Raw genomic sequence first — 21584 nt, 5'->3', positions numbered from 1 at the left:
GAGGGGTCAGCGGCCGGACAATGCCTGCGCCTGCTCCTTGAGGAAGTCGCTGACGGACTTCGGCTTGATCCCACGCTGGCGGAGGGGCGCGTCATCCCAGATGGCCACGTTCAGGTCGGAGGTCAGGCCCGCTCCCAGCGCGGAGGCCAGGCCATCCCTGCGGCGCGAGAGCGCCTTCACCGCGAGTCGGGCGACGGGGCGCGGCATATGCTGCACTTTCATCTTGTGGTGCATCAGTTTCCCGGCAAGGGCAGCGGCCTCGTTCTTCGACACAGGTTCCGGGCCGCCAAACTCGACCAGCCGGGGCGGATCCGGCTCCACCGCCAGAGCGCAGAGGAGCGCCGCCACGTCATCCGTCGCCACCCACCGCGCCTTGGTGTTGCCGTGCCCTATAACCGACACTTTGCCGGCCGCCATGTCGAAGCGGCTGATGGGGGAGAAGTGGATTTCCTGGAAGGCGTCGGACCGCACGATGACCGTTTGCATGGCAGAAGCCGCCAGGCGCCTTTCCATTGCGCGCTTGGCGTGCCGCAGTGGTGTCTCGACAGCGGTTTCGATGCCCGTGAAGGACAGATAGACGAAGCGGCGGACGCCGGCGGCCTCCGCAGCGTCGATGAGGTGGCCCATGCCCACCTCGTCAACGTCGCGCAGGCTGGCCTGGCTGCTGCCTTGCAACCGGCGGCTTATCGCCGTCGCCGTGGCAATCACCGTTTCGACGCCCTCGCATGCGGGAGGCAGCGTGGCAGGTTCAGTGAGGTCTCCGCGCACAACTTCCGCGCCGATCGCACGGAGCTGTGAATCGTCGGTGGTGCGCCGGACCAGGCAGCGGACATCCTGCCCTGACTCACGCAGCAGCCGGGCCACCCGGCCGCCGAGGTCACCCGTGGCCCCGACCAGGAGGATCATGGCCGTGCTCCTTCCATTCCTGCTCCGGTGACGGCCTGGACGGCGGCATTCACGTCCGCCGCATCCCTTTCGACGGGCTCCAGGTAGAACCTCACGGCCGCGATCCGGTCGTTGCGGAGGCTGAAGATGGCGACGCCGGCCTGCTCGACGGCGCTGCCGTCCAGGCGGGTGCCCTGCGATCCCCATTCGACCCATACGTTCCCGCCGGTGCCGGTTGCCGCATCCAGCACTGTCACGGTCATGTCCGGGATCCCTGCGAACAGTGCGGACCAGTTCTTCCGCACTTGTGAGCTTCCGGTGAAGCTGCGTGCGGGGTGGTTGGGGGTGATATTGACGTAGTCGTCGGCGAACTCGGCCACCATGGCATCGAGGTCGCGCCGCTGTGTCGCGGAAAACATTCGGCGAACAGGGCCGTCGGGGAGGCGGTCCACGCCGTTTGGCGTGTCCATGGAAATGCTCCTTGGTGCCTCGCGGGGCGAGGCTGTGACCTGTTAGATTGCATTCAATACAGTGAACTGTATTGGTTGGAGTTTAAGACCGCATGAAGAGCCCAGTCAATGCCTCCGGCAACCGCCCCGCACAGCGCAGTTATGACGCACGGCGGCGCCGGCAGCTCGCCGCGGAGTCATTGCACACCGTCCGTGTGCACGCCAGGGAGCTGTTCCTTGCACAGGGATTTGGCGCGACGACCATTGCGGAGATTGCGCGCGCTGCCGGGGTCTCGGCGGAGTCGGTCTACAAGAACTTCGGCAGCAAGGCCGGGCTGGTCCGCGCCATCTACGAGGAGAGCCTCCTCGGTGCGGGCGGTCCGCCGGCGGAGCAGAGGTCTGATCTGGCCCAGACGACGGAAACGGATCCGGTACGGCTGATGGAGCGGTTCGGCCGGTTCACCACGGAGATCAGTCCCATCGGCGCCCCGGTCTACCTCCTCATCAGGGACGCTGCGGCCAGCGGGGACGCTTCCATGGCGGCCCTGCTGCGTGAGGTGGACGATGCCCGCTACCGCCGGATGCTGCACAATGCGCGGCAGCTGGTGGGCAGGGGACTCCTCAAGCCCGGACTCACCACGGCCGAAGCTGCCGACGTCATGTTCACCTCCACGGCCGCCGAACTCTACGAGACCCTGGTGGTCAAGCGTGGATGGTCCGCCGAACGCTACGGCACGTTCATCGCCAGGACCTTGGCAGCGAACCTGCTCTGACCCGGCCCGGGCGCCTACTGGCCGCAAACCCCCGGCAGGGACTGTTCCGCGCAGGATTCGACCGGCAGAATGGGCCCATGGCGCAGCTGATCTACTCCGCAATCATGTCCATTGACGGTTACACGGCAGACAAGGACGGCAACTTCAACTGGTCCGCACCGGATGAGGAAGTCCACGCCTTCATCAATGACATGGAACGGGACGTCGGCACGTACCTCCTGGGCCGCCGGATGTATGAGGTGATGTCGGTCTGGGAAACCATGGATACCCAGGATGAGCCACCGGTCATCCAGGACTACGCCCGCATCTGGCAGGGGGCGGACAAGGTGGTCTACTCAACTACGCTGGACACCCCCAGTACCTCGAAGACCCGCCTCAAGCGGCAGTTCCTCCCGGAAACCGTGCGGGACCTGAAAAAGGACAGCGGCCGGAACATCAGCATCGGCGGCCCCACCCTCGCGGCGCACGCCCTCAACGCCGGGCTGGTGGACGAGTGCCGGCTGTTCGTCAACCCGGTGGCCGTTGGCGGTGGCCTGCGCTTCCTGCCGGACGGGCTGCAGGCACGGCTGGAGTTGCTCGAAGAGCGCCGGTTCGGCAACGGAGTGGTGTACCTGCGCTACCGGGCCCGCTGAACCGCTGCCGTCCCGGCCCGTGGCTGGACCGCGAAGACGGTGAACACCATGGCTACCAGAGCCGTGCCCACCAGCAGGAGCAGCCCGATCGAATAGCTGCGCGTCACGGCGTCGTAAGTGGCGCCCATCACCAGCGGGGGAAAGTAGCCGCCCAGGCCGCCCGCGGCACTGACGATGCCGCTGATGCTGCCCACCTTTCCTGCCGGGGACAGCACACCCACCCACGCGAACACCCCGCCCGTTCCCAGCCCCAGCGCCGCAGCCATGGCAACGAACGTGGCACCCGCGGGAACCTCGCCGTCGGGCCGCAGGTTTACCACCCAGCCCAGGACGGCGACGGCGCCAAGGGCCACGAGCACCACGGGCTTGGGACCAAGCTTGTCCGCCAGGACCCCGCCCACGGGCCGTGCAAGGACGGCGGCCAGGGCAAACCCGGCGGTACGGGCCCCGGCGCCGGCGGGGTCGAAGCTGTATACGTCCCGCAGATAGGTGGGCAGGTAGGTGGCGAACGAGACGAAGCCGCCGAAGACCACCGCGTACAGGAAGCACATCTTCCACGTGACGGCCGTCCTGGCCGCGTCCAGGAGCTTGGGCAGCACCGGCGCATGGTTGGGGGCCCAGCCCGGTGATTCCTTCATGAGGAACCAGACCAGCCCCGCCATCACGGCCAGGACCCCGGAGATCAGCAGGTGGGTGGGGAAGTAACCGATCCCGGCCACCAGCCGGGGATTCAGGAAAGCCGCCAGCGCCGTCCCGCCCATGCCTGCGCCAAAGACGCCGGTGGCGAAGCCCCTTCGTGCGGGTTCGTACCAGGCGCTGACGAACGGGATCCCGACGGCGAACACTGTCCCGGCCACGCCGAGCAGCAGCCCGGCCCCCAGCACCAGGGCAAAGGAACTGATGAGGCCTCCCACGGAGACCAGGAGGATGGGAGGGATGGCGGCCAGCAGGACAAAGGTGAACATCGCCCTGCCGCCGTACTTGTCCGTGAGCGTGCCCACCACGATCCGTCCCAGCGATCCGACGAAGACCGGCATGGCCACCAGGATCCCGGTGGTCGCGGGCGTCAGGGACAGGTCCTGGGTGTAGAAGGCGCCGAGGGTGGCCACCGAGTTCCACGCCCAAAACCCTGCCACGGACGCCGCCGTGGCCAGCGCCAGGTTCAGTGCCCTGCCGGTGACTGGCGTTGAGGTTGTTCCGGCCACTGCTTGCTCCTCACCACATCATCCAAACGCACCGCCGGTCAGCGGTTGCGGGTGTCCCTGTCCGGCGTGCCCACTGCGGACCAGCCCCTGCCCTTGGTCTCCCGGTCCCGCGACCGGTAGACGATGTAGGGGCGGAACAGGTAGTGCAGGGGCGCGGTAAAGGCATGCACCAGCCGCGTGAACGGCCAGATGACGAAGAGCGCCATCCCCACCAGGGTGTGCAGGTGGAAGGAGAACGGCGCGGCCGCCATCGCCGCGATGTCCGGCTGGAAGATAAACAGCGACCGGAACCACGGCGCCACGGTTTCCCGGTAGTTGTGCCCGTGTTCGCCCTCGAAAACGCTGGCCATCGTGGTCCACAGGCCGAACACGATGGCAGCGGTCAGCACCACGTACATGGTCTTGTCATTTTTGGTGGTGGCCATGAAGACGGGCCCGGTGGTACGCCGGCGGTAGATCAGGAGGGCGATCCCGCCCAGCGTTCCCACCCCGGCAATGCCCCCCACCAGCAGGGCGTTGAAGTGGTAGAACTCCTGGCTCATGCCCACCGCCTGGGTCCAGGCCATGGGAATCACCAGGCCGAAGAAGTGCCCGGCGATGACGGCCAGCAGCCCGAAGTGGAACAGCGGGGACGCGATCCGCAGGAGCCGGGATTCGTACAGTTGGGAGGACCTGGTGGTCCAGCCGAACTGGTCGTACCGGTAGCGCCACACCAGCCCGCCTACCAGCACCACTGCCATGACGTACGGCAGGACGCCCCACAGGACGGTGTCCCAGGTGTTAACCACGACGGCGGCCCCCGGCCCCGTCTCCAGCGCCACCCCGGGTGCCCGCATGGTCAGCCCCTCCTGACGGGCAGCAGCCGCGGGTCGTAGGGATCGAGCCCCACGCTTTCGGTGGGTGGACCGTAACCGGCCATGCGCATCACTTCCTGCTCGTCCTGGGGTGACTTGCCCGGCAGCGTGGCACAGATGGCCGCCAGGATCCGGGCGTGCGGCAGGTTGTCCCGCAGCAGCCCGAGCCGGAGCATTTCCAGGCTGGCCCGGTAGCGCTGCAGCAGGTCGCGGCCGGCGGCTCCATCCACCCGGGCGGCGAACTCGAGCACCATGGGCAGGTAGTCCGGGAGTTCCCCGTCCAGGTCCACCAGGACGCCGCTGTGCCGGTAGGCCTCCTTGAAGTAGCCCAGTACTTCGCCGCGGCGACGGGTGTCCCCGTCCGTCCAGTAGCTCAGGTGCAGCGCGTGCCGCCTGCCGAGATCGAATTCGCGGACGTACTGGGCCTGCAGTTCCATGGGCGGGGTGGCTTCCAGGAGGTCCAGCACCGGCGCGAACTCCGGCAGGGCGCCGGGAAATTCGGACAGCGCCGCCCGGACCAGGGGGACCCGCTCCACCAGTTCCCCATCCGGATAGGACAGGCACCAGGCCGCGGCAAGGTAGACCACCTGGTCGCGGCGGTTCAGTTTTGACCGGTCCATGGCTGGCCGCTTCATGACCCGTCCTCGCCGGCAGCCAAGGTGTCCGGCTCCGGGCCCCTTTCCGGGTAGGGCTTGTCCGGGAACAGTCCGGGCGGGGCGCCGCGGCCATCCCAGTTCAGCAGGTTCACCCTCCCGCGCAGGCCTGTTCCGGCCGCGATGGTGTCCGAGCTCTGCCGGTCCCGCAGGGCGTTGAACGTGTCCACGGCCACCGGGACGGGCCTGCCGCTCGCCTCGCCGAAAGGTGCCGAATCCTGCATGCCCGGTCCGCCGTCGAAATCCAGCGAACAGCCCAGCTCCTCCAGGTCGTGCGCCTGCTCCAGGTGGGCCGTGGGGATGACATAGCGCTCGCTGTATTTGGCGATGGCCATCAGCCGGTACATGTCGTACATGCTTTGCCCGTCCATGCCCACGGACTCCGGGATGGACACGTCCGGATCCCCGCCCATGCTGATGCCGCGCATGAAGGAACGCATGGCCGCGAGCTTCCGCAGGACCGCGGTGACCCGTTCCGTGTCCCCCGCCGTGAAGAGCTCGGCGAGGTACTCCACGGGGATCCGCAGGGCATCAATGGCGCCGAACAGGTTGCCCGTGTCCTCGCCGTCGTGGCCCTGGTCGCGCAGCAGGTCCACCACGGGGGAAAGCGGCGGCACGTACCAGACCATGGGCATGGTGCGGTACTCCGGGTGCAGCGGCAGCGCCACTTTGTAGACCTTGGCCAGGGCGTAGACGGGGGAGCGGCGTGCGGCGTCAAGCCAGTCCTCCGGGATGCCCTGCGCGCGGGCGTCGGCTTGGACGCGGGGATCGTGGGGGTCCAGCAGCACGTCCATCTGGGCGTCGTAGAGGTCCTGCGGGTCGGTGACGGACGCTGCCGCGGTGACGGCATCGGCGTCGTACAAAAACAATCCCAGGTAGCGCAACCGGCCCACGCACGTCTCGGAGCAGACGGTGGGCAGTCCAACCTCCACCCGGGGATAGCAGAACGTGCATTTCTCGGCCTTGCCGGTCTTGTGGTTGAAGTAGATCTTCTTGTAGGGGCAGCCGGTGACGCACTGCCGCCAGCCGCGGCACCGGTCCTGGTCCACCAGGACAATCCCGTCCTCCACCCGCTTGTAGATCGCGCCGGACGGGCAGGACGCCATGCAGGACGGATTCAGGCAGTGCTCGCAGATCCGGGGCAGGTAGAACATGAAGGTCTGCTCGTAGGCGAACTTGATCTTGTCCTCGGACTCCCGCCGGACCTTTTCCACGATCGGGTCCAGGTGCCCGTGGTCCTGGGAGCCGCCCAGGTTGTCGTCCCAGTTGGCGGACCAGGTGATTTTGGTGTCTTCGCCGGTGATCAGGGACTTGGGGCGGGCCACGGGGAAGTCGTCGCCCAGGGGAGCGTCAACCAGGGTCTTGTAGTCGTAAGTCCACGGCTCGTAGTAGTCCTTGAGCTCGGGCTGGACAGGGCTGGCGAAGATACCGAACAGCTTTTTGACCCTGCCACCGGCTTTGAGGACCAGCCTGCCGCGCCGGTTCAGGGACCAGCCGCCGTACCAGCGCTCCTGGTCCTCGTAGCGGCGTGGATAGCCCTGCCCGGGCCGGGTTTCCACGTTGTTGAACCACACGTATTCGGTGCCGGCACGGTTGGTCCAGGCCTGCTTGCAGGTCACGGAGCACGTGTGGCACCCGATGCACTTGTCCAGGTTCATCACCATGCCCATTTGGGCCATTACACGCATCAGTACTGCACCTCCTGGGAGCGGCGGCGCACGGTGGCCACCATGTCGCGCTGGTTTCCGGTGGGGCCGAGGTAGTTGAACGCGTAGGCCAGCTGCGCGTAGCCGCCGGCCAGGTGCGAGGGTTTCACCAGCAGCCGGGTCACGGAATTGTGGATGCCGCCGCGACGGCCGGTCGCTTCCGATTTCGGTACGTCGATGGTGCGCTCCTGGGCGTGGTGGACGTAGACCACCCCGGCCGGCATGCGGTGGCTGACAATCGCCCGTGCCACCAGTACCCCGTTGACGTTGGTGCACTCCACCCAGTCGTTGTCCCGGACCTTGATGGCATCCGCGTCGGCCGGGCTCATCCAGACCGTCGGCCCGCCGCGGGACAAGGACAGCATCAGCAGGTTGTCCTGGTATTCGGAGTGGATGGACCACTTGGAGTGGGGGGTCAGGTACCTGACCGTCACCTCCATGGCGCCGTCGGAGCCGAGCCGTGGTTCGCCGAACAGCCGGTGCATGTCCAGCGGCGGCCGGTAGATGGGCAGGGCCTCGCCGATGTCGGTCATCCAGTCGTGGTCCAGGAAGAAATGCATCCTGCCGGTGAGGGTATGGAAAGGTTTGAGCCGTTCGATGTTGATGGTGAACGGGGCGTACCGCCGGCCGCCGGTCTCCGAGCCGGACCACTCCGGGGATGTGATCACCGGGACCGGACCTGCCTGGGTCTGGGCGAAGGTGATGAACTTTTCCTCCGAGCCCTCCGCCAGGTCGGCCAGCTTCCTGCCGGTGCGGACCTCCAGCTCCTTGAAGCCCTGGACGGACAGCAGGCCGTTGGTGGTGCCGGAGAAGGCCAGGATTGCTTCGGCCATCTTCGCGTCGGTGTCCATGGCCGGCCGGCCGTCCGCCGCCCCGCCCAGCATCACGCCGTTGGCGTGGCTGAGCCGGGCTAGCGGTTCGGCCATTTTGTAGGTGACGTTCTTGACGGTGAAGCCGAGTTTGTCGGCCAGGGGTCCGACGGCGGCGAGCTTGTCCGCGATGGCCGTGTAGTCCCGTTCCACGACCGAAAAGACGGGCATGTTCTGCCCCGGCACCGCAGGGATGTCCGGGTCCCGCCAGTCGCGGACCCGGCCGCCGGGCTGGGCGAGCTGGCCCGGGGTGTCGTGCTGCAGCGGGACGCTGACGAGGTCGCGGCGGACGCCGAGGTGGCTCCTGGCAAGCCGGGAGAATTCCCGGGCCAGCAGGTGGAAGGTGTCAAAGTCCGTCTTGGTTTCCCAGGGCGGGTCGATGGCGGGGCTGAACGCGTGCACGAACGGGTGCATGTCCGTGGAGGAAAGGTCATGTTTTTCGTACCAGGTGGCGGCGGGAAACACGACGTCGGACAGCAGCGTGGTGGACGTCATCCGGAAGTCGGCGGAGACCAGGAGGTCCAGCTTTCCCTCCGGCGCCTCCTGGTGCCAGGCCACGTCGCGGGGCTTGAGTTCCTCTGCACTGTCCCCGCCCAGGACGTTGTTGTGGGTTCCCAGCAGGTTGCGGAGGAAATACTCGTTGCCCTTGGCCGAGGAGCCGAACAGGTTGGACCGCCACAGCACCAGGGTCCGCGGCCAGTTGGCCGGGGCATCCACATCCTCGATTGCCGGGTTGAGGGAGCGGTTCTTCAGCGATTCGGCAATGTAGGAGGGTGTGTCCGCGGCGTTCCCGGCGGCCACGGCGGCCTCCGCCTCGTCAGCTATGTCCAGGGGGTTGCGGTCGAACTGGGGGTAGAACGGCATCCAGCCGAGCCGTGCGGACTGGGCGATCGCGTCCGCCGTGTGCATGCCGTCCAGCTTGCCGGTGGACAGGGGAGACTTGAGGGCGTCGGCGGAGTACCCATCCTGCCGCCACTGGTCCGTGTGCATGTACCAGTAGCTGGTGCCGGTCATGGTCCGCGGCGGCCGTGACCAGTCCAGGGCGTTGGCCAGGGACACCCAGCCGGTGATGGGCCGGGTCTTTTCCTGGCCCACGTAATGGGCCCAGCCCCCGCCATTGCGGCCCATACAGCCGGTGAGCATCACCAGGGCCAGCACCGCCCGGTACGTGGTGTCGCCGTGGAACCACTGGCAGATGCCTGCCCCCATGATGATCATGGAGCGGCCTTGTGACTCCTCGGCATTGCGGGCGAACTCGCGTGCCACCCGGATGCAGGCCTGGGCCGGGACGCTGGTGATCTCCTCCTGCCACGCCGGGGTGTACGGGGTGGCGGCGTCGTCGTAGCCGGCCGCCCACTCTCCGGGCAGGCCTTCCCTGCCCACGCCGTACTGGGCCAGCATGAGGTCGAACACGGTGGTCACCAGGTGGCCGCCCACCTCCATAACCGGGACACCCCTGCGGAGGATGCTGCCTTCGCCGCCGGCGTCCTCGAAGCAGGGGAGCAGGATTTCGGCGCTCTCCCCGGACACCTCGCGGAGGGACAACGCCGGTTCGATCCCCTCAAGGTCCAGGTTCCACTTGCCTTCCCCGCTGCCCGAGTACCGGAAACCCATGGATCCGTTGGGCACCGCCGCCCGCCCCGCGGCCCTGTCGAACAGGACGGTGCGGAACGCAGCGTCCTCGGCCGTGGACTCCCCGGGGACGTCAAGGGCGGTGAGGAACTTCGACGGCGTGAGGGCGCCGTCGTCGGTTTTCTCCAGCCTGACCAGGAAGGGAAGATCCGTGTACTGCTTCACGTAGTCGGTGAAGAACGGCACCTGCCGGTCCACGAAGAATTCCTTGAGCATGACGTGGCCCATGGCCATGGCCAGGGCGGCGTCCGTTCCGGCCTGGGCCGGAAGCCATTCGTCGGCGAATTTTGTGTTGTCCGCATAGTCCGGGCTTACCGTGACCACCTTGGTGCCGCGGTACCGGACCTCGGTCATCCAGTGCGCATCCGGCGTGCGCGTCACCGGAACGTTGGAGCCCCACATCATGAGGTAGCGGGCGTCCCACCAGTCTCCGGATTCGGGAACATCGGTCTGGTCCCCGAAGACCTGCGGGCTGGCGACGGGAAGATCGGCGTACCAGTCGTAGAAGGACGTCATCACCCCGCCGATCAGCTGGATGAAGCGCGTCCCCACCGCATGGGACACCATGGACATGGCCGGGATGGGTGAAAAGCCCGCGCAGCGGTCCGGGCCGTACGTTTTGATGGTGTTCACGTGGGCTGCGGCGGCAATCTCGATGGCTTCCTGCCAGGACACGCGCACCAGGCCGCCCTTGCCGCGGGCCTGTTGGTAGCGGCGCCGCTTTGCCGGGTCCGCAGCGATCTCGGCAAAGGCCAGTACGGGATCGCCCAGCCGGGCTTTGGCCTCCCGGTACATCTCCACCAGGACGCCCCGCGCATACGGAAAGCGCACCCGGGTGGGGGAGTAGGTGTACCAGGAAAAGGCCGCCCCGCGGGGACAGCCTCTGGGTTCATATTCCGGCCGGTCGGCCCCCACGGACGGGTAGTCCGTCTGCTGCGATTCCCAGGTGATGATGCCGTCCTTGACGTACACCTTCCATGAACAGGAGCCGGTGCAGTTCACCCCGTGCGTGGAGCGGACCACCTTGTCGTGGCTCCAGCGGTCACGGTAAAAGATGTCGCCCTTGCGGCCGCCTTCCCGGAACACCGCCCGGCCGTCCTCTGTCTGGTCCCACCTCGTGAAGAAACGGCCCAGCTTTAACATTGCTTCTGATGCGGGTCCATCCAACCCCGCATGGGGTCCGGCAGCCATGCCCCCAAGCTAGGTGGGTGCCGGAAACCCCCAACAGGGCATAAAGGCCCTGTTCAAGGCCAAATGGCTCTGCATGAAGGCGGCGTGCAGGCAGAATGGGTGCATGACACGCATCGCCATCATCGGCGGCCACGGCAAAGTGGCCCTCCTCCTGTCCGCCCTTCTCACCGGCGAGGGCCACTCCGTCACCTCGTTCATCCGGAATCCGGACCACGCAGACGACGTCGCCGGCACCGGGGCCACGCCGTTGGTCCTGGATGTGGAAAATTCGACGACGGCCGCCATCGCCGGTGCCCTTGCCGGGCATGACGCCCTGGTCTGGTCGGCCGGGGCCGGCGGCGGCGACCCCGAACGCACCTACGCGGTGGACCGGGACGCCGCCATCCGCTCCATGGATGCCGCGGCCCAGGCCGGCGTGGACCGGTACATCATGGTCTCCTACTTCGGTGCCGGCAAGGACCACGGGGTGCCGGAGGACAACAGTTTCTTTGCCTACGCGGAAGCCAAGGCAGCAGCGGACGAGTACCTGCGCGGCACCGGCCTGGCGTGGACCATCCTTGGGCCCGGCGCGCTGACGGACAAGCCCGGAACCGGGCTGATCGACGTCGACCCCTCACCGGAAGGGGACCGGGACACCTCCCGTGCCAATACGGCCATCGTGGCAGCGGCAGTACTGGATCTTCCCCAGACTGCCGGCCGGACCATTGAGTTCCGCGACGGCACCCTTCCCGTGGCGGCGGCACTGGAACCCCGCGCGTAGCCGGCGGCGAAGAGGCTTATGGACCAGCTCGCACTCATCATTGGACTGCTGCTGGCCACGGTGGTGGCCGTGGGCCTGGGGGACAGGCTCCGGCTGCCATACCCGGTCCTGATGCTCCTCCTGGCGGCGGCGCTGACGTTCATTCCCGGCTTCCCCGACCTGGAGATTGAACCGGCCCTGATCCTGCCCATCTTCCTTCCGCCGCTCCTGTTCGCCACCGCCCAGCGGAGCTCCTGGGCGGTGTTCCGTGTCCGGTGGCGGACGCTGATCATGCTGGCCGTGGCGCTGGTGGTCATCAGCACGGCAGTGGTGGCCGGTGCGGCATGGCTGATGATTCCCGGCATCGGGGTCCCCGCAGCCATCGCCCTCGGTGCCATGGTGGCGCCACCGGACCCTGTGGCGGTGGAATCCGTTGCAGGCCGGGTGCACATGCCGCGCCGCCTCATCACCGTCCTCCAGAGCGAGGGGTTGTTCAACGACGCCGCGGCCATCGTCATCTTTCAGGCAGCCGTTGCAGCCGCCGTGGGCGGCACCAAGGTGGGGCCCGACGTCGTCCTGCAGTTCCTGATGGGCGCGGCACTTGCCGTCCTGGTGGGCATTGCCATGGGCTGGCTGATCGCGCTGGTCACCCGGCTGGTCACGTCCATGGTGGCCCGGAGCGCGGTGACCCTGGTGGTGCCTTTCGCCGCCTACATCCTCGCCGAGGAGGTGCACGCCTCCGGCGTTATCGCCGTGGTGGTCACGGCCCTTGAAATGCAGCGCCACGCCCGCCCGCAGGACGCGGCGGAGCGTGTCACCCGGAACGCCTTCTGGGATGTGGTGGAGTTGCTGGTCACGGGGCTGGCGTTCGGCCTGGTGGGGCTGGAAATCAGGCATGTCATCCGCGATGAGGGGGCGGAGATCTTCGGCATGATCGGGGTGGCCGCGGTGGTCTGCGTCCTGGTGTTCGCGGTCCGGTTCCTGTGGCTGGCCGTCCTGGCACTGGGTGCCCGGAAACGGAAGAACGTCCTGCAGCCCACGTCCCTGAAGGAAGTCCTCATCCTGACCTGGTGCGGCATGCGCGGTCTGGCAACCCTGGCATTGGCCCTGGCGCTGCCGCTGACCTTGGCGGACGGTACGCCGTTCCCGGGGCGGGACTACCTGCTGGTCATTGCCTGCGCGGTGCTGCTGGCCACGCTGGTCCTTCCCGGCCTGACGCTGCCGTGGCTGATGCGTGTCCTCAACGCCTCCGAGGACGGAACGGCGGAACGCGACGCTGTCCGGCTGCTCGCCGCACGTGCCCAGGCCGCGGCCGTCGCGGCCTTGAAGCAGCACGACCTGATGACGGACCTGCCGCCGGAAAAGGTAACGCTGGTCAAGGACCGGATGCGCCGCCTGCACGCTGAACTGACGGACGGCAGCCTGCGGAACGAACCGCTGGCGGAAAAGCGCCAGCGGGGACGCGAACTGGCCATCGCGGTCCAGACCATCGCGCTGGATGCGGCGCGGCAGGAAGTGGTGGCGGCGCGGAACGAGCCGGACATGGACCCCGAGGTGGCGGACCGGGTGCTCCGTCAGCTGGACCTGCGCACCATGGTCATGCCGGAGTAGCGGCCGCAGCCAGCACCAGGTCCAGGGAGTTCCCCTCCACGTAGTCCAGGGCGCGGCGCACCGCGCCTACGGTCACGATGGAATCGCCCAGCGGGGATACTGCCACGCGGGCGGGGGTGGCTGTGTACCCGGCCAGGCGCTCGCTGATCGGGGCCAGGAGCACGTGGGCGGAGTCCGCCACACCGCCGCCGATCACCACCAGTTCCGGGTTGAGCATGGTGGCCACGGTGCCCACCACCCGCGCCATCCTGTCCGCCAGCCGGTCCAGGATCTCCAACGCCACGGCATCCCCTTGGGCTGCGGCGGCGAAGACCTGTTCGGCCTCCACCCGCCCTGGCTGGAAGGCCCGGAGGGCAGTCGGCGCGGTGGTGGCCAGTGCTTCCGCGGCCCACCTGCGGGCCAGATGGGCGATGCCGTACGTATCGCCGACGCCTTCCACCAGGTTCAGGTAGGCGAGCTCCCCGGCGCTGCCCCGGGTTCCATGCACCAGCCGGCCGCCCTCCACGATGCCGGAGCCCAGCCGTTCACTGGCCAGAATCACCACGACGTCGTCGATGCCGGCGGCGGCCCCCTGCCACCGGTCACCCAGGGCAGCAAGGTTTGCGTCGTTTTCCAGCAGGACGGTCCATCCGCGGGCTGCTTTGAGTGCCGCCGGCAGTCCCAGGTCGAACAGCCCCCAGAACTTTTGCGTGGCCACCACCTCCCCGCGCCGGTCCACCGGTGCTGCCACACCGGCGCACACGGCCAGCACCTGTCCCGGGTCCGCCGCGGCGGAGCGCAGTGCGGCCATGGCGACGCCGTCGATGAAGGCGATCCGCTCCCGGGAACCGACCTCACCGGCCTGGAAGGGGCGGCTGGACCGGGCCATTGTCCTGCCCCGGAGATCGGAGACCACCACGGTGACCTTCGAATATCCAATATCCATGCCCAGCACCACGCCGGCCCGCTCATTGAGCTCGAAGCGCCGGGCCGGGCGGCCCTTCCGGTACCCGCCGAACTCCCGCTGGTTTTCCAGTTCCAGGAGCCAGCCCCGCCGGACCAGGTCCTCGCAGACGGCGATGGTGGTGGCGCGGGTCAGGCCTGTCGCCGCCATGACATCGGTGACGGTGACAGCCCCCGAGGCGCGCATGAACTCCAGTACCGCGCCGGCGCTGACCCGCCGCAGCAGTTGGGGAGTAGCCGGAACCGGTTCAGGCATGCTGTTGACCTTCCTGTCCAAAGCACCAGATAATACTTGGGTAAGTAAATTTAGACTCAATATAAATATAGCCGCACTGAAGAAAAGGGTCAGTCCTTGTCCACCACCGCCACTCTGGCAACCCTGTCCGACTCTGACCGTCTGGCCGACCCCAACTGGTGGCGCCAGGCCTCCGTCTACCAGATCTACCCCCGCAGCTTCGCCGACTCCAACGGCGACGGCATCGGCGACCTGAAGGGCATCACCGCCAAGGTCCCCTACCTGAAGAAGCTGGGTATCGACGCCGTGTGGCTCAGCCCGTTCTACCCGTCCGCGCTCGCCGACGGCGGCTACGACGTCGATGACTACCGCGATGTCGACCCCAAGCTGGGCACGCTGGCTGACTTCGACGAGATGGCCAAGGCACTGCACGACGCCGGGATCAAGCTGATCGCGGACATCGTCCCCAACCATTCCTCCAACCGCCACAAGTGGTTCCAGGAAGCGCTGGCGTCCCCCAAGGGCTCCCCGGCCCGCGACCGCTACATCTTCCGGGACGGCAAGGGCCCCAACGGCGAGTTCCCGCCGTCGGACTGGGACTCCGTGTTCGGCGGACCCGCCTGGGAGCGCATCACCGAACCCGACGGCACGCCCGGCCAGTGGTACATGCACATCTTCGCCAAGGAGCAGCCGGACCTGAACTGGTCCAACCGGGAAATCCGGGATGACTTCCTCAAGACGCTGCGCTTCTGGTCGGACCGGGGCGTGGACGGCTTCCGCGTTGACGTGGCGCACGCCCTCACCAAGGACCTCACCGAGCCGCTGCTGTCCAAGCTTGAACTGAGCGCCGCCAACACCGGTGTGGACGGATTCGACGACGGCACGCACCCGTTCTGGGACCGCGACGAAGTCCACGAGATTTACGCCGAATGGCGCGAGGTGTTCAACGAGTACAACCCCCCGCGCACCGCCGTCGCTGAAGCATGGGTCCACGCCACCCGCCGGGCCCGCTACGCCAGCCCCCAGGGCCTGGGCCAGGCGTTCAACTTCGACCTCCTTCAGGCTGACTTCGACGCCGCCGAGTACAAGGAAATCATCACCCGGAACCTTGCCGAGGCGGCGGCCACCGGCGCCTCCTCCACCTGGGTGTTCTCCAACCACGACGTGGTGCGCCACGCCACCCGCTACGGCCTGCCGCAGGTGGCCAAGGCGAAGGCCGGTGCCAAGGGCCAGGACGGCAAGGACTGGCTGCTCGCCGGCGGCCCCAAGGACCAGCTGGACGTTGAACTGGGTGAGCGCCGCGCCCGCGCCGCCACCTTGCTGATGCTGGCTGTCCCCGGATCCGCGTACCTGTACCAGGGTGAGGAACTGGGCCTGCAGGAAGTGGCCGAGATTCCCGAATCGGAACGCCAGGACCCCTCCTTCTTCCGCAACAAGGGCGTCGAAATCGGCCGTGACGGCTGCCGCGTGCCGCTGCCGTGGAAGGTGGAAGGCACGTCCTTCGGCTTCGGCGATGGCGGGTCCCACCTGCCGCAGCCGGACTGGTTCAGCAAGTATGCCGTCGAGGCCCAGGACGGGACCGAGGGCTCCACGCTGGAGCTTTACCGCAAAGCACTGAAACTGCGCCGCGAACTGCTGACCGACGAGGACCTTGAATGGGTGGAGAACGGCAACCCGGACGTCCTGCACTTCAAGCGCCCCAACGGTTGGCAGTCCGTCACCAACTTCGGGAACACCGCCGTCGACCTTCCCGCCGGTGCGGTCCTGGTCAGCAGCGCCCCGCTGGAGGACGGCAAGCTGCCAGCCAACACCACCGCATGGCTGCGCTGATGCACGTGCCGTGCCCGGTCGGGGCTTCCTGATGCAGGAAGTCATCTACGGATGCATGGGACTGGGCGGCAGCTGGTCTGATGAGCCGCATGGCGCTGACCATGTGGACCAGGCCGAGGCTGCCGTCCAGGCCGCCCTGGACGCGGGCATCACCCTGTTCGACCACGCCGACATTTACCGCAGCGGCAAGTCCGAGGCTGTTTTCGGTGAGGTGCTGGTTGCCGCCCCGGGCCTGCGGGAGCGCATCCGGCTGCAGACCAAATGCGGCATCCGGCTGAACGAGCGTGGCCTGCAGACCCACTACGACCTGAGCCGGGAGGCCATCCTGGAGCGGGTCAACGGCAGCCTCAAACGGCTGCAGACGGACTACGTGGACATCCTCCTGCTGCACCGCCCGGACCCCCTGGCGGACCCGGCGGAGGTGGCAGCCGCCGTCGGGCAGCTCATGGCCGAAGGAAAGGTCCGCCAGCTGGGCGTGTCCAACATGTCCGCGGCGCAGATCGAAGTGCTGCAGGACCGGCTGGAGACCCCTGTGGTGGCCAACCAGCTGGAGATGAGCCTGCTCAAGCGGGCGTGGCTGGAAAGCCAGGTCCTGGTCAACCACCCGGAGCACCTGGACTACAGTTTTCCGCACGGCACGCTGGAGTACTGCACGCGCAACAACGTCACCCTGCAGGCGTACGGCTCCCTGGCCAAGGGGGTCTACACCGGCGCCGAGCAGGAGAACCCCACCTCTGCGGAGGCAGCCACCGCGGAACTCGTGGCGCAGCTTGCCGACCACTACGGCTCGTCCGGCGAAGCCATCCTCCTGGGATGGCTGATGAAGCATCCGGCCGGGATCGCACCGGTCATCGGCACGGTCAATCCGGACCGGATCCGGGCCTGCGGGGACGCCGCCCGCGTGGCCGGGGCGCTGACCCGTGCCGACTGGTACAAGCTGTGGGTGACCGCGCGGGGCAGCAACATCCCCTAGCCCTCCCAGCCCTGCTGCAGCAGGTGCCGTTCCGGAAGCGCCGGAACGGCACCTGCTGCTTCATTTTTGGCTGAAGCGCAGTCACAACGCGTTTAGTTCGTATTGATCCTCACAAGCTTACCGTTTTCTTCGCCGTGCCGCTTGCAGGCCGGATACTGTAGAAAGCATGACGTCTACCATCGCCGCCGAAACCGTTAGGCCGGAACGGAATATCCCTGCAGAGATCGCCCGTTCCTGGCTGTTGGTCAATGCCATGAAGCCGGAGCTCTTCGACCAGTCGGCCGTGTCCCGGGCCGATTCGATCATCCTGGATATTGAAGACGCGGTGGACCCGTCGCAGAAGGACCAGGCCCGGAACAACGTCATCGACTGGCTGACCGCCGGTGGCAAGGCCTGGGTCCGGATCAACGACGCCACCAGCCCGTTCTGGGCCGATGACCTCGCCGGTCTCCGCGGCACGCCCGGCCTGCTGGGAGTCATGCTCGCCAAGACCGAATCCGCGGACCAGGTGACCGAGAGCTACCACCGCATGGACGGCAAGACGCCCGTGATCCCGCTGGTGGAATCCGCGCTCGGCATCGAGGAAGCCAACCACATCGCCAAGGCCCAGGGCGCGTTCCGCCTGGCCTTCGGCTCCGGTGACTTCCGCCGCGACACGGGCATGGCCGCCACCCCCGAGGCCATGGCCTACCCGCGCGCCAAGCTCGTCGTCGCTAGCCGCGTCGGCAACCTGCCCGGCCCCATCGACGGCCCCACCGTCGGCACCAACCACCCCATCCTGCGCGAGCAGACCGGCATCACCGTGATGATGGGCATGACCGGCAAGCTCTGCCTGGCCATCGACCAGACCCCGGTGATCAACGAGGTCATCAGCCCCACGCCGTCGGACGTCGCCTGGGCCACCGACTTCATGAACGACTTCGAAGCCAACGGCCGCGTCATCCGCGACGGCTCCGACCTGCCCCGCCTGGGCCGCGCCGAGAAGATCATGAAGCTCGCGGTAGCCTTTGGGGTGCAGCCCGCGCTGTAGCGCCACCCACCACTTCAGGAGACCCCGTGACCGATACCCGCTATCTGGTCCACGGGGTCTTTTGGGATGGTCCGCCTGCCGCAACCCCAGCGGACGACGCCGGCGGCCCGGTCCTGCGCCTGCAGTCACCCGTGGGGGACTACCTGGAGCTCAGCCTCAGGGCGGGCAGCCGGCTCGGCTTCAAGGTGGTGGAACCCGGCAGGTTCTGCCTGGGCCACGTCCAGGTCCAGTCAGACGGCTCGCGCCGCCACATCCTGTGCGGCTCCGCCGCCCCGGCCCTTCGGGGCAAGCAATGCGAGCGGTGCTTCGTACTGGACGAACCCCGCCTGATGCACGACTTCCACCGCGGCGGCAGGGTGACCCCCGGCCTGCGGGACTACCTGATGCAGGAACACTGGCTCTACGTGGCCACGTTCGCGGGAGGCACCACCAAGGTGGGAACGGCCTCCGGCCCGCGGAAGTGGAACCGTTTGGCGGAGCAGGGGGCCGCAGTGGCGAGGTATGTTGCCAGGGCGGAGGATGGCCGCGTGGTACGGGTCCTCGAGGACCTGGTGACAGCCGGCGCCGGCCTGACCCAGCAGGTGCGCTCGGCCGCGAAGGCGGAGGCGCTGCTGCGGCCGCTGCTTACCAGCGCGGTGGACGAAGTCAATTCCCGCGCCGCCGGTGACGTACGGGACCTGCTGGCGCGCACCGCCGTCGACGGCTTTCAGGCCGTGGAGGAGCAGTGGCTGCGTCCCGCGCATGCTGATGCCCTGCACGGAAGCGCGTCCCGCCACGCCTATCCGCACGCCCTGGACCAGGGGCAGCACGGTTTCAGCATCGCAGCCCTGGGCGGGGCCAACGCGCTGGCCCGGCTGGACGGCACGGACGCCGAGTTCGTGGTGAACCTGTCCCAGCTGGCCGCCCGGACCGTCGTGCTGGGGGAGTACGCCTCAGAGGTGCCGGCAGTGCAGGAAGCGTTGTTCTGAGCCCGGGGCCCCGGACCGCCCGCCGGGGTGGCCGGGGACTCGGTAGACTTGGACGGTGCTGAACGAATTCTGGGCCACCGCGCCTACCCGCTACAAAGTCCTGGTCTTCAGCGCAATGGGACTGATCGCCGTCGGCATCATCCTGAACCTGGTGGGCAACACCAGCGGCAACCAGGCGCTGGCCATGGCTTCCCTGCCCCTCATCGGGCTGGGGCTGGTCCTCCACGTCGTGGGCATCGTGGTCCGGGGCCAGGCGATCCGCAAAAACCTCAGGCGCTAGCTGCCGCGTTCCGCAGCACGTGGCTGCGGGCATGTTCCACGGCATCCGGGAGCTGGTCGAACAGGTGCTTGTGGTGCCGCAGGGAACGGATCACGCCCACGTTGGTCACCAGGTCAAGGTGGTCCGGCCGCACACCCTTGAGCAAAACGGTGATGCCGCGCAGCTCCAGGGCGGAAATGACCTCCACCAGGGCGTGGGCGCCGGTCGCGTCCAGCATCCGCAGCTGGGACAACCTGATGATGGCCACCTGCACGTCCTTGACCTGGCTGATCTCCTGGAGGATGCGTTCGGCGGCACCAAAGAACATCGCTCCATCCAGCCGGAAGACCGCGATGTGTTCGTCTCCTTCCACCGGCGGACCGGGAATCTCCTCGCGCTGGACCCCGCTCAGCGAAGCGAATTTCCGCAGCGCGAAGAGGGCCGCCGCGGCCAGCCCTATCTGGATGGCAATGATGAGGTCGAAGGCCACCGTGATGACGGCCGTCAGTACGAAGACCGCGGCGTCTGCCCGGGTGGAACGCAGGATGGCGGTGATGGTGCGCCGCGAGACCATCCGTACTGCCGTGACCATCAGGACTCCGCCCAGTGCCGCCAGCGGGATGCGGCTGACCATTCCTGACGCCAGGTAAGTGATGCCCAGCAGCACGATGGCGTGCACCGCTGCGGCCAGGCGGGTCCTGGCGCCGGACCGCACGTTGACCGCGGTCCGTGCAATGGCTCCTGTGGCCGGCATTCCGCCGAACAGGCCGGCCGCGATGGAAGCCAGGCCCTGTCCCATCAGCTCACGGTCGGGGCTGTAGGGGCCGGTGGGCCTGCCGTTCGGCCCGGCCATCCCCGCGGCCACGCGCGCCGAGAGCAGTGACTCGATGGCAGCCAGGAAGGCGACAGCCACGGCGGGCATCGCCAGGTTGCCCAGGGAAGCAGGGTCGAGGGCGGGGAAGGACGGAGCCGGAAGGGAATGCGGGAGTGTACCAATCCGCGGGACGTCGAGCTGCAGCATTTCGGCAGCGGCGGTCGCCAGGAGTACCGCCAGCAGGCTGGTAAGCAGGGCGCGGAACAACTTCTGCACCAGGACCATCACGACGGCGACTCCCGCCACGAGCGCGAGCGTCAGCACCACCGTCGGGGCGGCGGCCCCTGCTGCCGCCTCCACTGCGGCAAGGAGGGTGTTGTGCCCCGGGGTGCCGGACGTGCCGGTGGCCAGCGGAACCTGCTGGAGGAAGATGATGGCGGCAATGCCCAGCGTGAAGCCTTCCACGACGGGCCAGGGGATGAAGGCCACGGCCCGGCCCAGGCCACTGAATCCCAAAGCGCAGACCAGCAGACCAGCCATCAGGGACAAGAGGGCGACGCTGCCGATGCCGTGGACCGCCACCACGGGGGCCAGTACCACCACCATGGCGCCAGTGGGTCCGGATACCTGTACCGGGGAGCCGCCCATGACAGCCGCCACCAGCCCGGCCACGATCGCCGTGATGAGGCCCGCTTCGGCGCCCACCCCGGAGCTGACGCCGAACGCGAGGGCCAGCGGCAACGCCACAATGCCCACGGTGATCCCTGCCAGCAGGTCGGTGCGCCAGGTGCCGGCAAGGCCGGCGTAATCCTTCCGCGAGGGCAGGAACCGGGTGATGCTCTCCGTGGCCGTGCCACGGGCCGTGACCGGGTTCGCAGTCACTTGGCTGACCCGCTACCAGGTGTTCCGCGGCAGCTGCCGTGCCAGCCGCAGCTGCTCATTGGAGTCGGCCAGGCTGTCCACAAGGAAGGTCCGGGCAATGGCAAGCAGCTGCGAGACCCCTGGGTGGGCAAGCTGGTACGTCACCGCATTGGCGCTGCGTACGGAGGTCACCACCCTGTGCTTCCGCAAGGTGGCAAGGTGCTGGGAGAGGTGCGAGGCCTCCAGTCCGGTTTCTGCCAAAAGGTAACTCACCGGGGCAGACTCCTGCGGCGCCGCGGCCAGCAGCTCAAGGATGCGTATCCTGGCGGGGTGGGCCAGGCCTTTGAAGAGGTTCGCTTTGATCTCGTAGAGCGGGGCTTGGGCGGAAGACAGCATCAAAAGTGGCGCTCCTGTGCGTGATGGCTGCCCGGCACACCGGACGCAGCGACTTGATGAATTGATGAAATCATCAT

19 protein-coding genes are annotated in these 21584 nt (G+C 67.7%); 9 read left to right on the top strand and 10 right to left on the bottom strand.

Annotated features, from left to right (window positions below):
- Window positions 1–6: 6 nt before the first annotated feature.
- Both NMQ03_RS15480 and NMQ03_RS15475 read right to left on the bottom strand, forming a co-directional pair.
- On the bottom strand, window positions 7–906 hold the full coding sequence (locus NMQ03_RS15480) for an SDR family oxidoreductase (RefSeq protein ID WP_255172901.1): 900 nt from the start codon (window positions 904–906) through the stop codon (window positions 7–9).
- Complete coding sequence (locus NMQ03_RS15475) at window positions 903–1355, bottom strand: nuclear transport factor 2 family protein (RefSeq protein ID WP_255172900.1); 453 nt, start codon at window positions 1353–1355, stop codon at window positions 903–905. Before NMQ03_RS15475 ends, NMQ03_RS15480 begins: the two co-directional genes overlap by 4 nt.
- 92 nt (window positions 1356–1447) lie before the next feature.
- On the opposite strand from NMQ03_RS15475, the gene NMQ03_RS15470 reads away from it, so the two are divergent.
- Window positions 1448–2107, top strand: a complete 660-nt coding sequence (locus NMQ03_RS15470) for a TetR/AcrR family transcriptional regulator (RefSeq protein ID WP_255172899.1) — start codon at window positions 1448–1450, stop codon at window positions 2105–2107.
- A gap of 77 nt (window positions 2108–2184) precedes the next feature.
- Window positions 2185–2739 (top strand): dihydrofolate reductase family protein, encoded by a 555-nt coding sequence (locus NMQ03_RS15465; protein ID WP_255172898.1) that lies wholly within the window; start codon window positions 2185–2187, stop codon window positions 2737–2739.
- Here NMQ03_RS15465 and NMQ03_RS15460 read toward each other — a convergent pair.
- From NMQ03_RS15460 to NMQ03_RS15440, 5 genes are read right to left on the bottom strand one after another with little or no spacing between them, the layout of a single operon-like run.
- A complete protein-coding gene (locus tag NMQ03_RS15460) occupies window positions 2724–3944 on the bottom strand; it encodes a nitrate/nitrite transporter (RefSeq protein WP_255172897.1) in 1221 nt (406 codons plus the stop codon). The genes NMQ03_RS15465 and NMQ03_RS15460 overlap by 16 nt on opposite strands.
- A gap of 38 nt (window positions 3945–3982) precedes the next feature.
- Window positions 3983–4780 carry a respiratory nitrate reductase subunit gamma gene (gene narI, locus NMQ03_RS15455; protein ID WP_255172896.1) on the bottom strand — a complete coding sequence of 266 codons (798 nt, stop codon included), beginning with the start codon at window positions 4778–4780 and terminating at the stop codon, window positions 3983–3985.
- Between the two features lie 2 nt (window positions 4781–4782).
- Window positions 4783–5403: a nitrate reductase molybdenum cofactor assembly chaperone gene (narJ, locus tag NMQ03_RS15450; RefSeq protein ID WP_255175630.1), complete on the bottom strand. Its 621-nt coding sequence runs from the start codon at window positions 5401–5403 to the stop codon at window positions 4783–4785.
- Window positions 5404–5429: 26 nt separating this feature from the next.
- On the bottom strand, window positions 5430–7139 hold the full coding sequence (gene narH, locus NMQ03_RS15445) for a nitrate reductase subunit beta (protein ID WP_255172895.1): 1710 nt from the start codon (window positions 7137–7139) through the stop codon (window positions 5430–5432).
- Window positions 7139–10849: a nitrate reductase subunit alpha gene (locus tag NMQ03_RS15440; RefSeq protein ID WP_255172894.1), complete on the bottom strand. Its 3711-nt coding sequence runs from the start codon at window positions 10847–10849 to the stop codon at window positions 7139–7141. Before NMQ03_RS15440 ends, narH begins: the two co-directional genes overlap by 1 nt.
- Before the next feature lie 103 nt (window positions 10850–10952).
- Here NMQ03_RS15440 and NMQ03_RS15435 point away from each other — a divergent pair, with 103 nt between their 5' ends.
- Window positions 10953–11609 (top strand): SDR family oxidoreductase, encoded by a 657-nt coding sequence (locus NMQ03_RS15435; RefSeq protein ID WP_255172893.1) that lies wholly within the window; start codon window positions 10953–10955, stop codon window positions 11607–11609.
- A gap of 18 nt (window positions 11610–11627) precedes the next feature.
- Window positions 11628–13199, top strand: coding sequence for a Na+/H+ antiporter (locus NMQ03_RS15430; RefSeq protein ID WP_255172892.1), 1572 nt, complete (start codon window positions 11628–11630; stop codon window positions 13197–13199).
- On the opposite strand, the gene NMQ03_RS15425 is transcribed toward NMQ03_RS15430, so the two are convergent.
- Window positions 13186–14397 (bottom strand): ROK family transcriptional regulator, encoded by a 1212-nt coding sequence (locus NMQ03_RS15425; RefSeq protein WP_255172891.1) that lies wholly within the window; start codon window positions 14395–14397, stop codon window positions 13186–13188. The genes NMQ03_RS15430 and NMQ03_RS15425 overlap by 14 nt on opposite strands.
- A 96-nt stretch (window positions 14398–14493) precedes the next feature.
- On the opposite strand from NMQ03_RS15425, the gene NMQ03_RS15420 reads away from it, so the two are divergent.
- The 5 genes from NMQ03_RS15420 (at window position 14494) to NMQ03_RS15400 (ending at window position 19457) form a co-directional block, all read left to right on the top strand.
- A complete protein-coding gene (locus tag NMQ03_RS15420; protein ID WP_255172890.1) occupies window positions 14494–16206 on the top strand; it encodes a glycoside hydrolase family 13 protein in 1713 nt (570 codons plus the stop codon).
- Between the two features lie 31 nt (window positions 16207–16237).
- Window positions 16238–17179, top strand: a complete 942-nt coding sequence (locus NMQ03_RS15415; protein ID WP_255172889.1) for an aldo/keto reductase family oxidoreductase — start codon at window positions 16238–16240, stop codon at window positions 17177–17179.
- Window positions 17180–17345: 166 nt separating this feature from the next.
- Window positions 17346–18209, top strand: a complete 864-nt coding sequence (locus NMQ03_RS15410; RefSeq protein WP_141942759.1) for a CoA ester lyase — start codon at window positions 17346–17348, stop codon at window positions 18207–18209.
- Window positions 18210–18235: 26 nt separating this feature from the next.
- Window positions 18236–19177, top strand: coding sequence for a DUF2797 domain-containing protein (locus tag NMQ03_RS15405; RefSeq protein ID WP_255172888.1), 942 nt, complete (start codon window positions 18236–18238; stop codon window positions 19175–19177).
- Between the two features lie 55 nt (window positions 19178–19232).
- Entirely contained in the window at window positions 19233–19457 is a 225-nt protein-coding gene (locus NMQ03_RS15400) for a DUF3188 domain-containing protein (protein WP_224026693.1), read from the top strand.
- On the opposite strand, the gene NMQ03_RS15395 is transcribed toward NMQ03_RS15400, so the two are convergent.
- Window positions 19447–21132 (bottom strand): SulP family inorganic anion transporter, encoded by a 1686-nt coding sequence (locus NMQ03_RS15395; RefSeq protein ID WP_255172887.1) that lies wholly within the window; start codon window positions 21130–21132, stop codon window positions 19447–19449. The two genes, NMQ03_RS15400 and NMQ03_RS15395, sit on opposite strands and share 11 nt — an antisense overlap.
- Before the next feature lie 12 nt (window positions 21133–21144).
- Entirely contained in the window at window positions 21145–21507 is a 363-nt protein-coding gene (locus NMQ03_RS15390; protein WP_255172886.1) for a metalloregulator ArsR/SmtB family transcription factor, read from the bottom strand.
- Between the last annotated feature and the right edge of the window lie 77 nt (window positions 21508–21584).

Origin of the sequence: Arthrobacter sp. DNA4 (assembly GCF_024362385.1) — a bacterium.
In the GTDB taxonomy this organism is placed as follows: domain Bacteria; phylum Actinomycetota; class Actinomycetes; order Actinomycetales; family Micrococcaceae; genus Arthrobacter.
The sequence above is the reverse complement of the archived record's forward strand: the minus strand, read 5'-3'. Positions and strand labels throughout refer to the sequence as shown.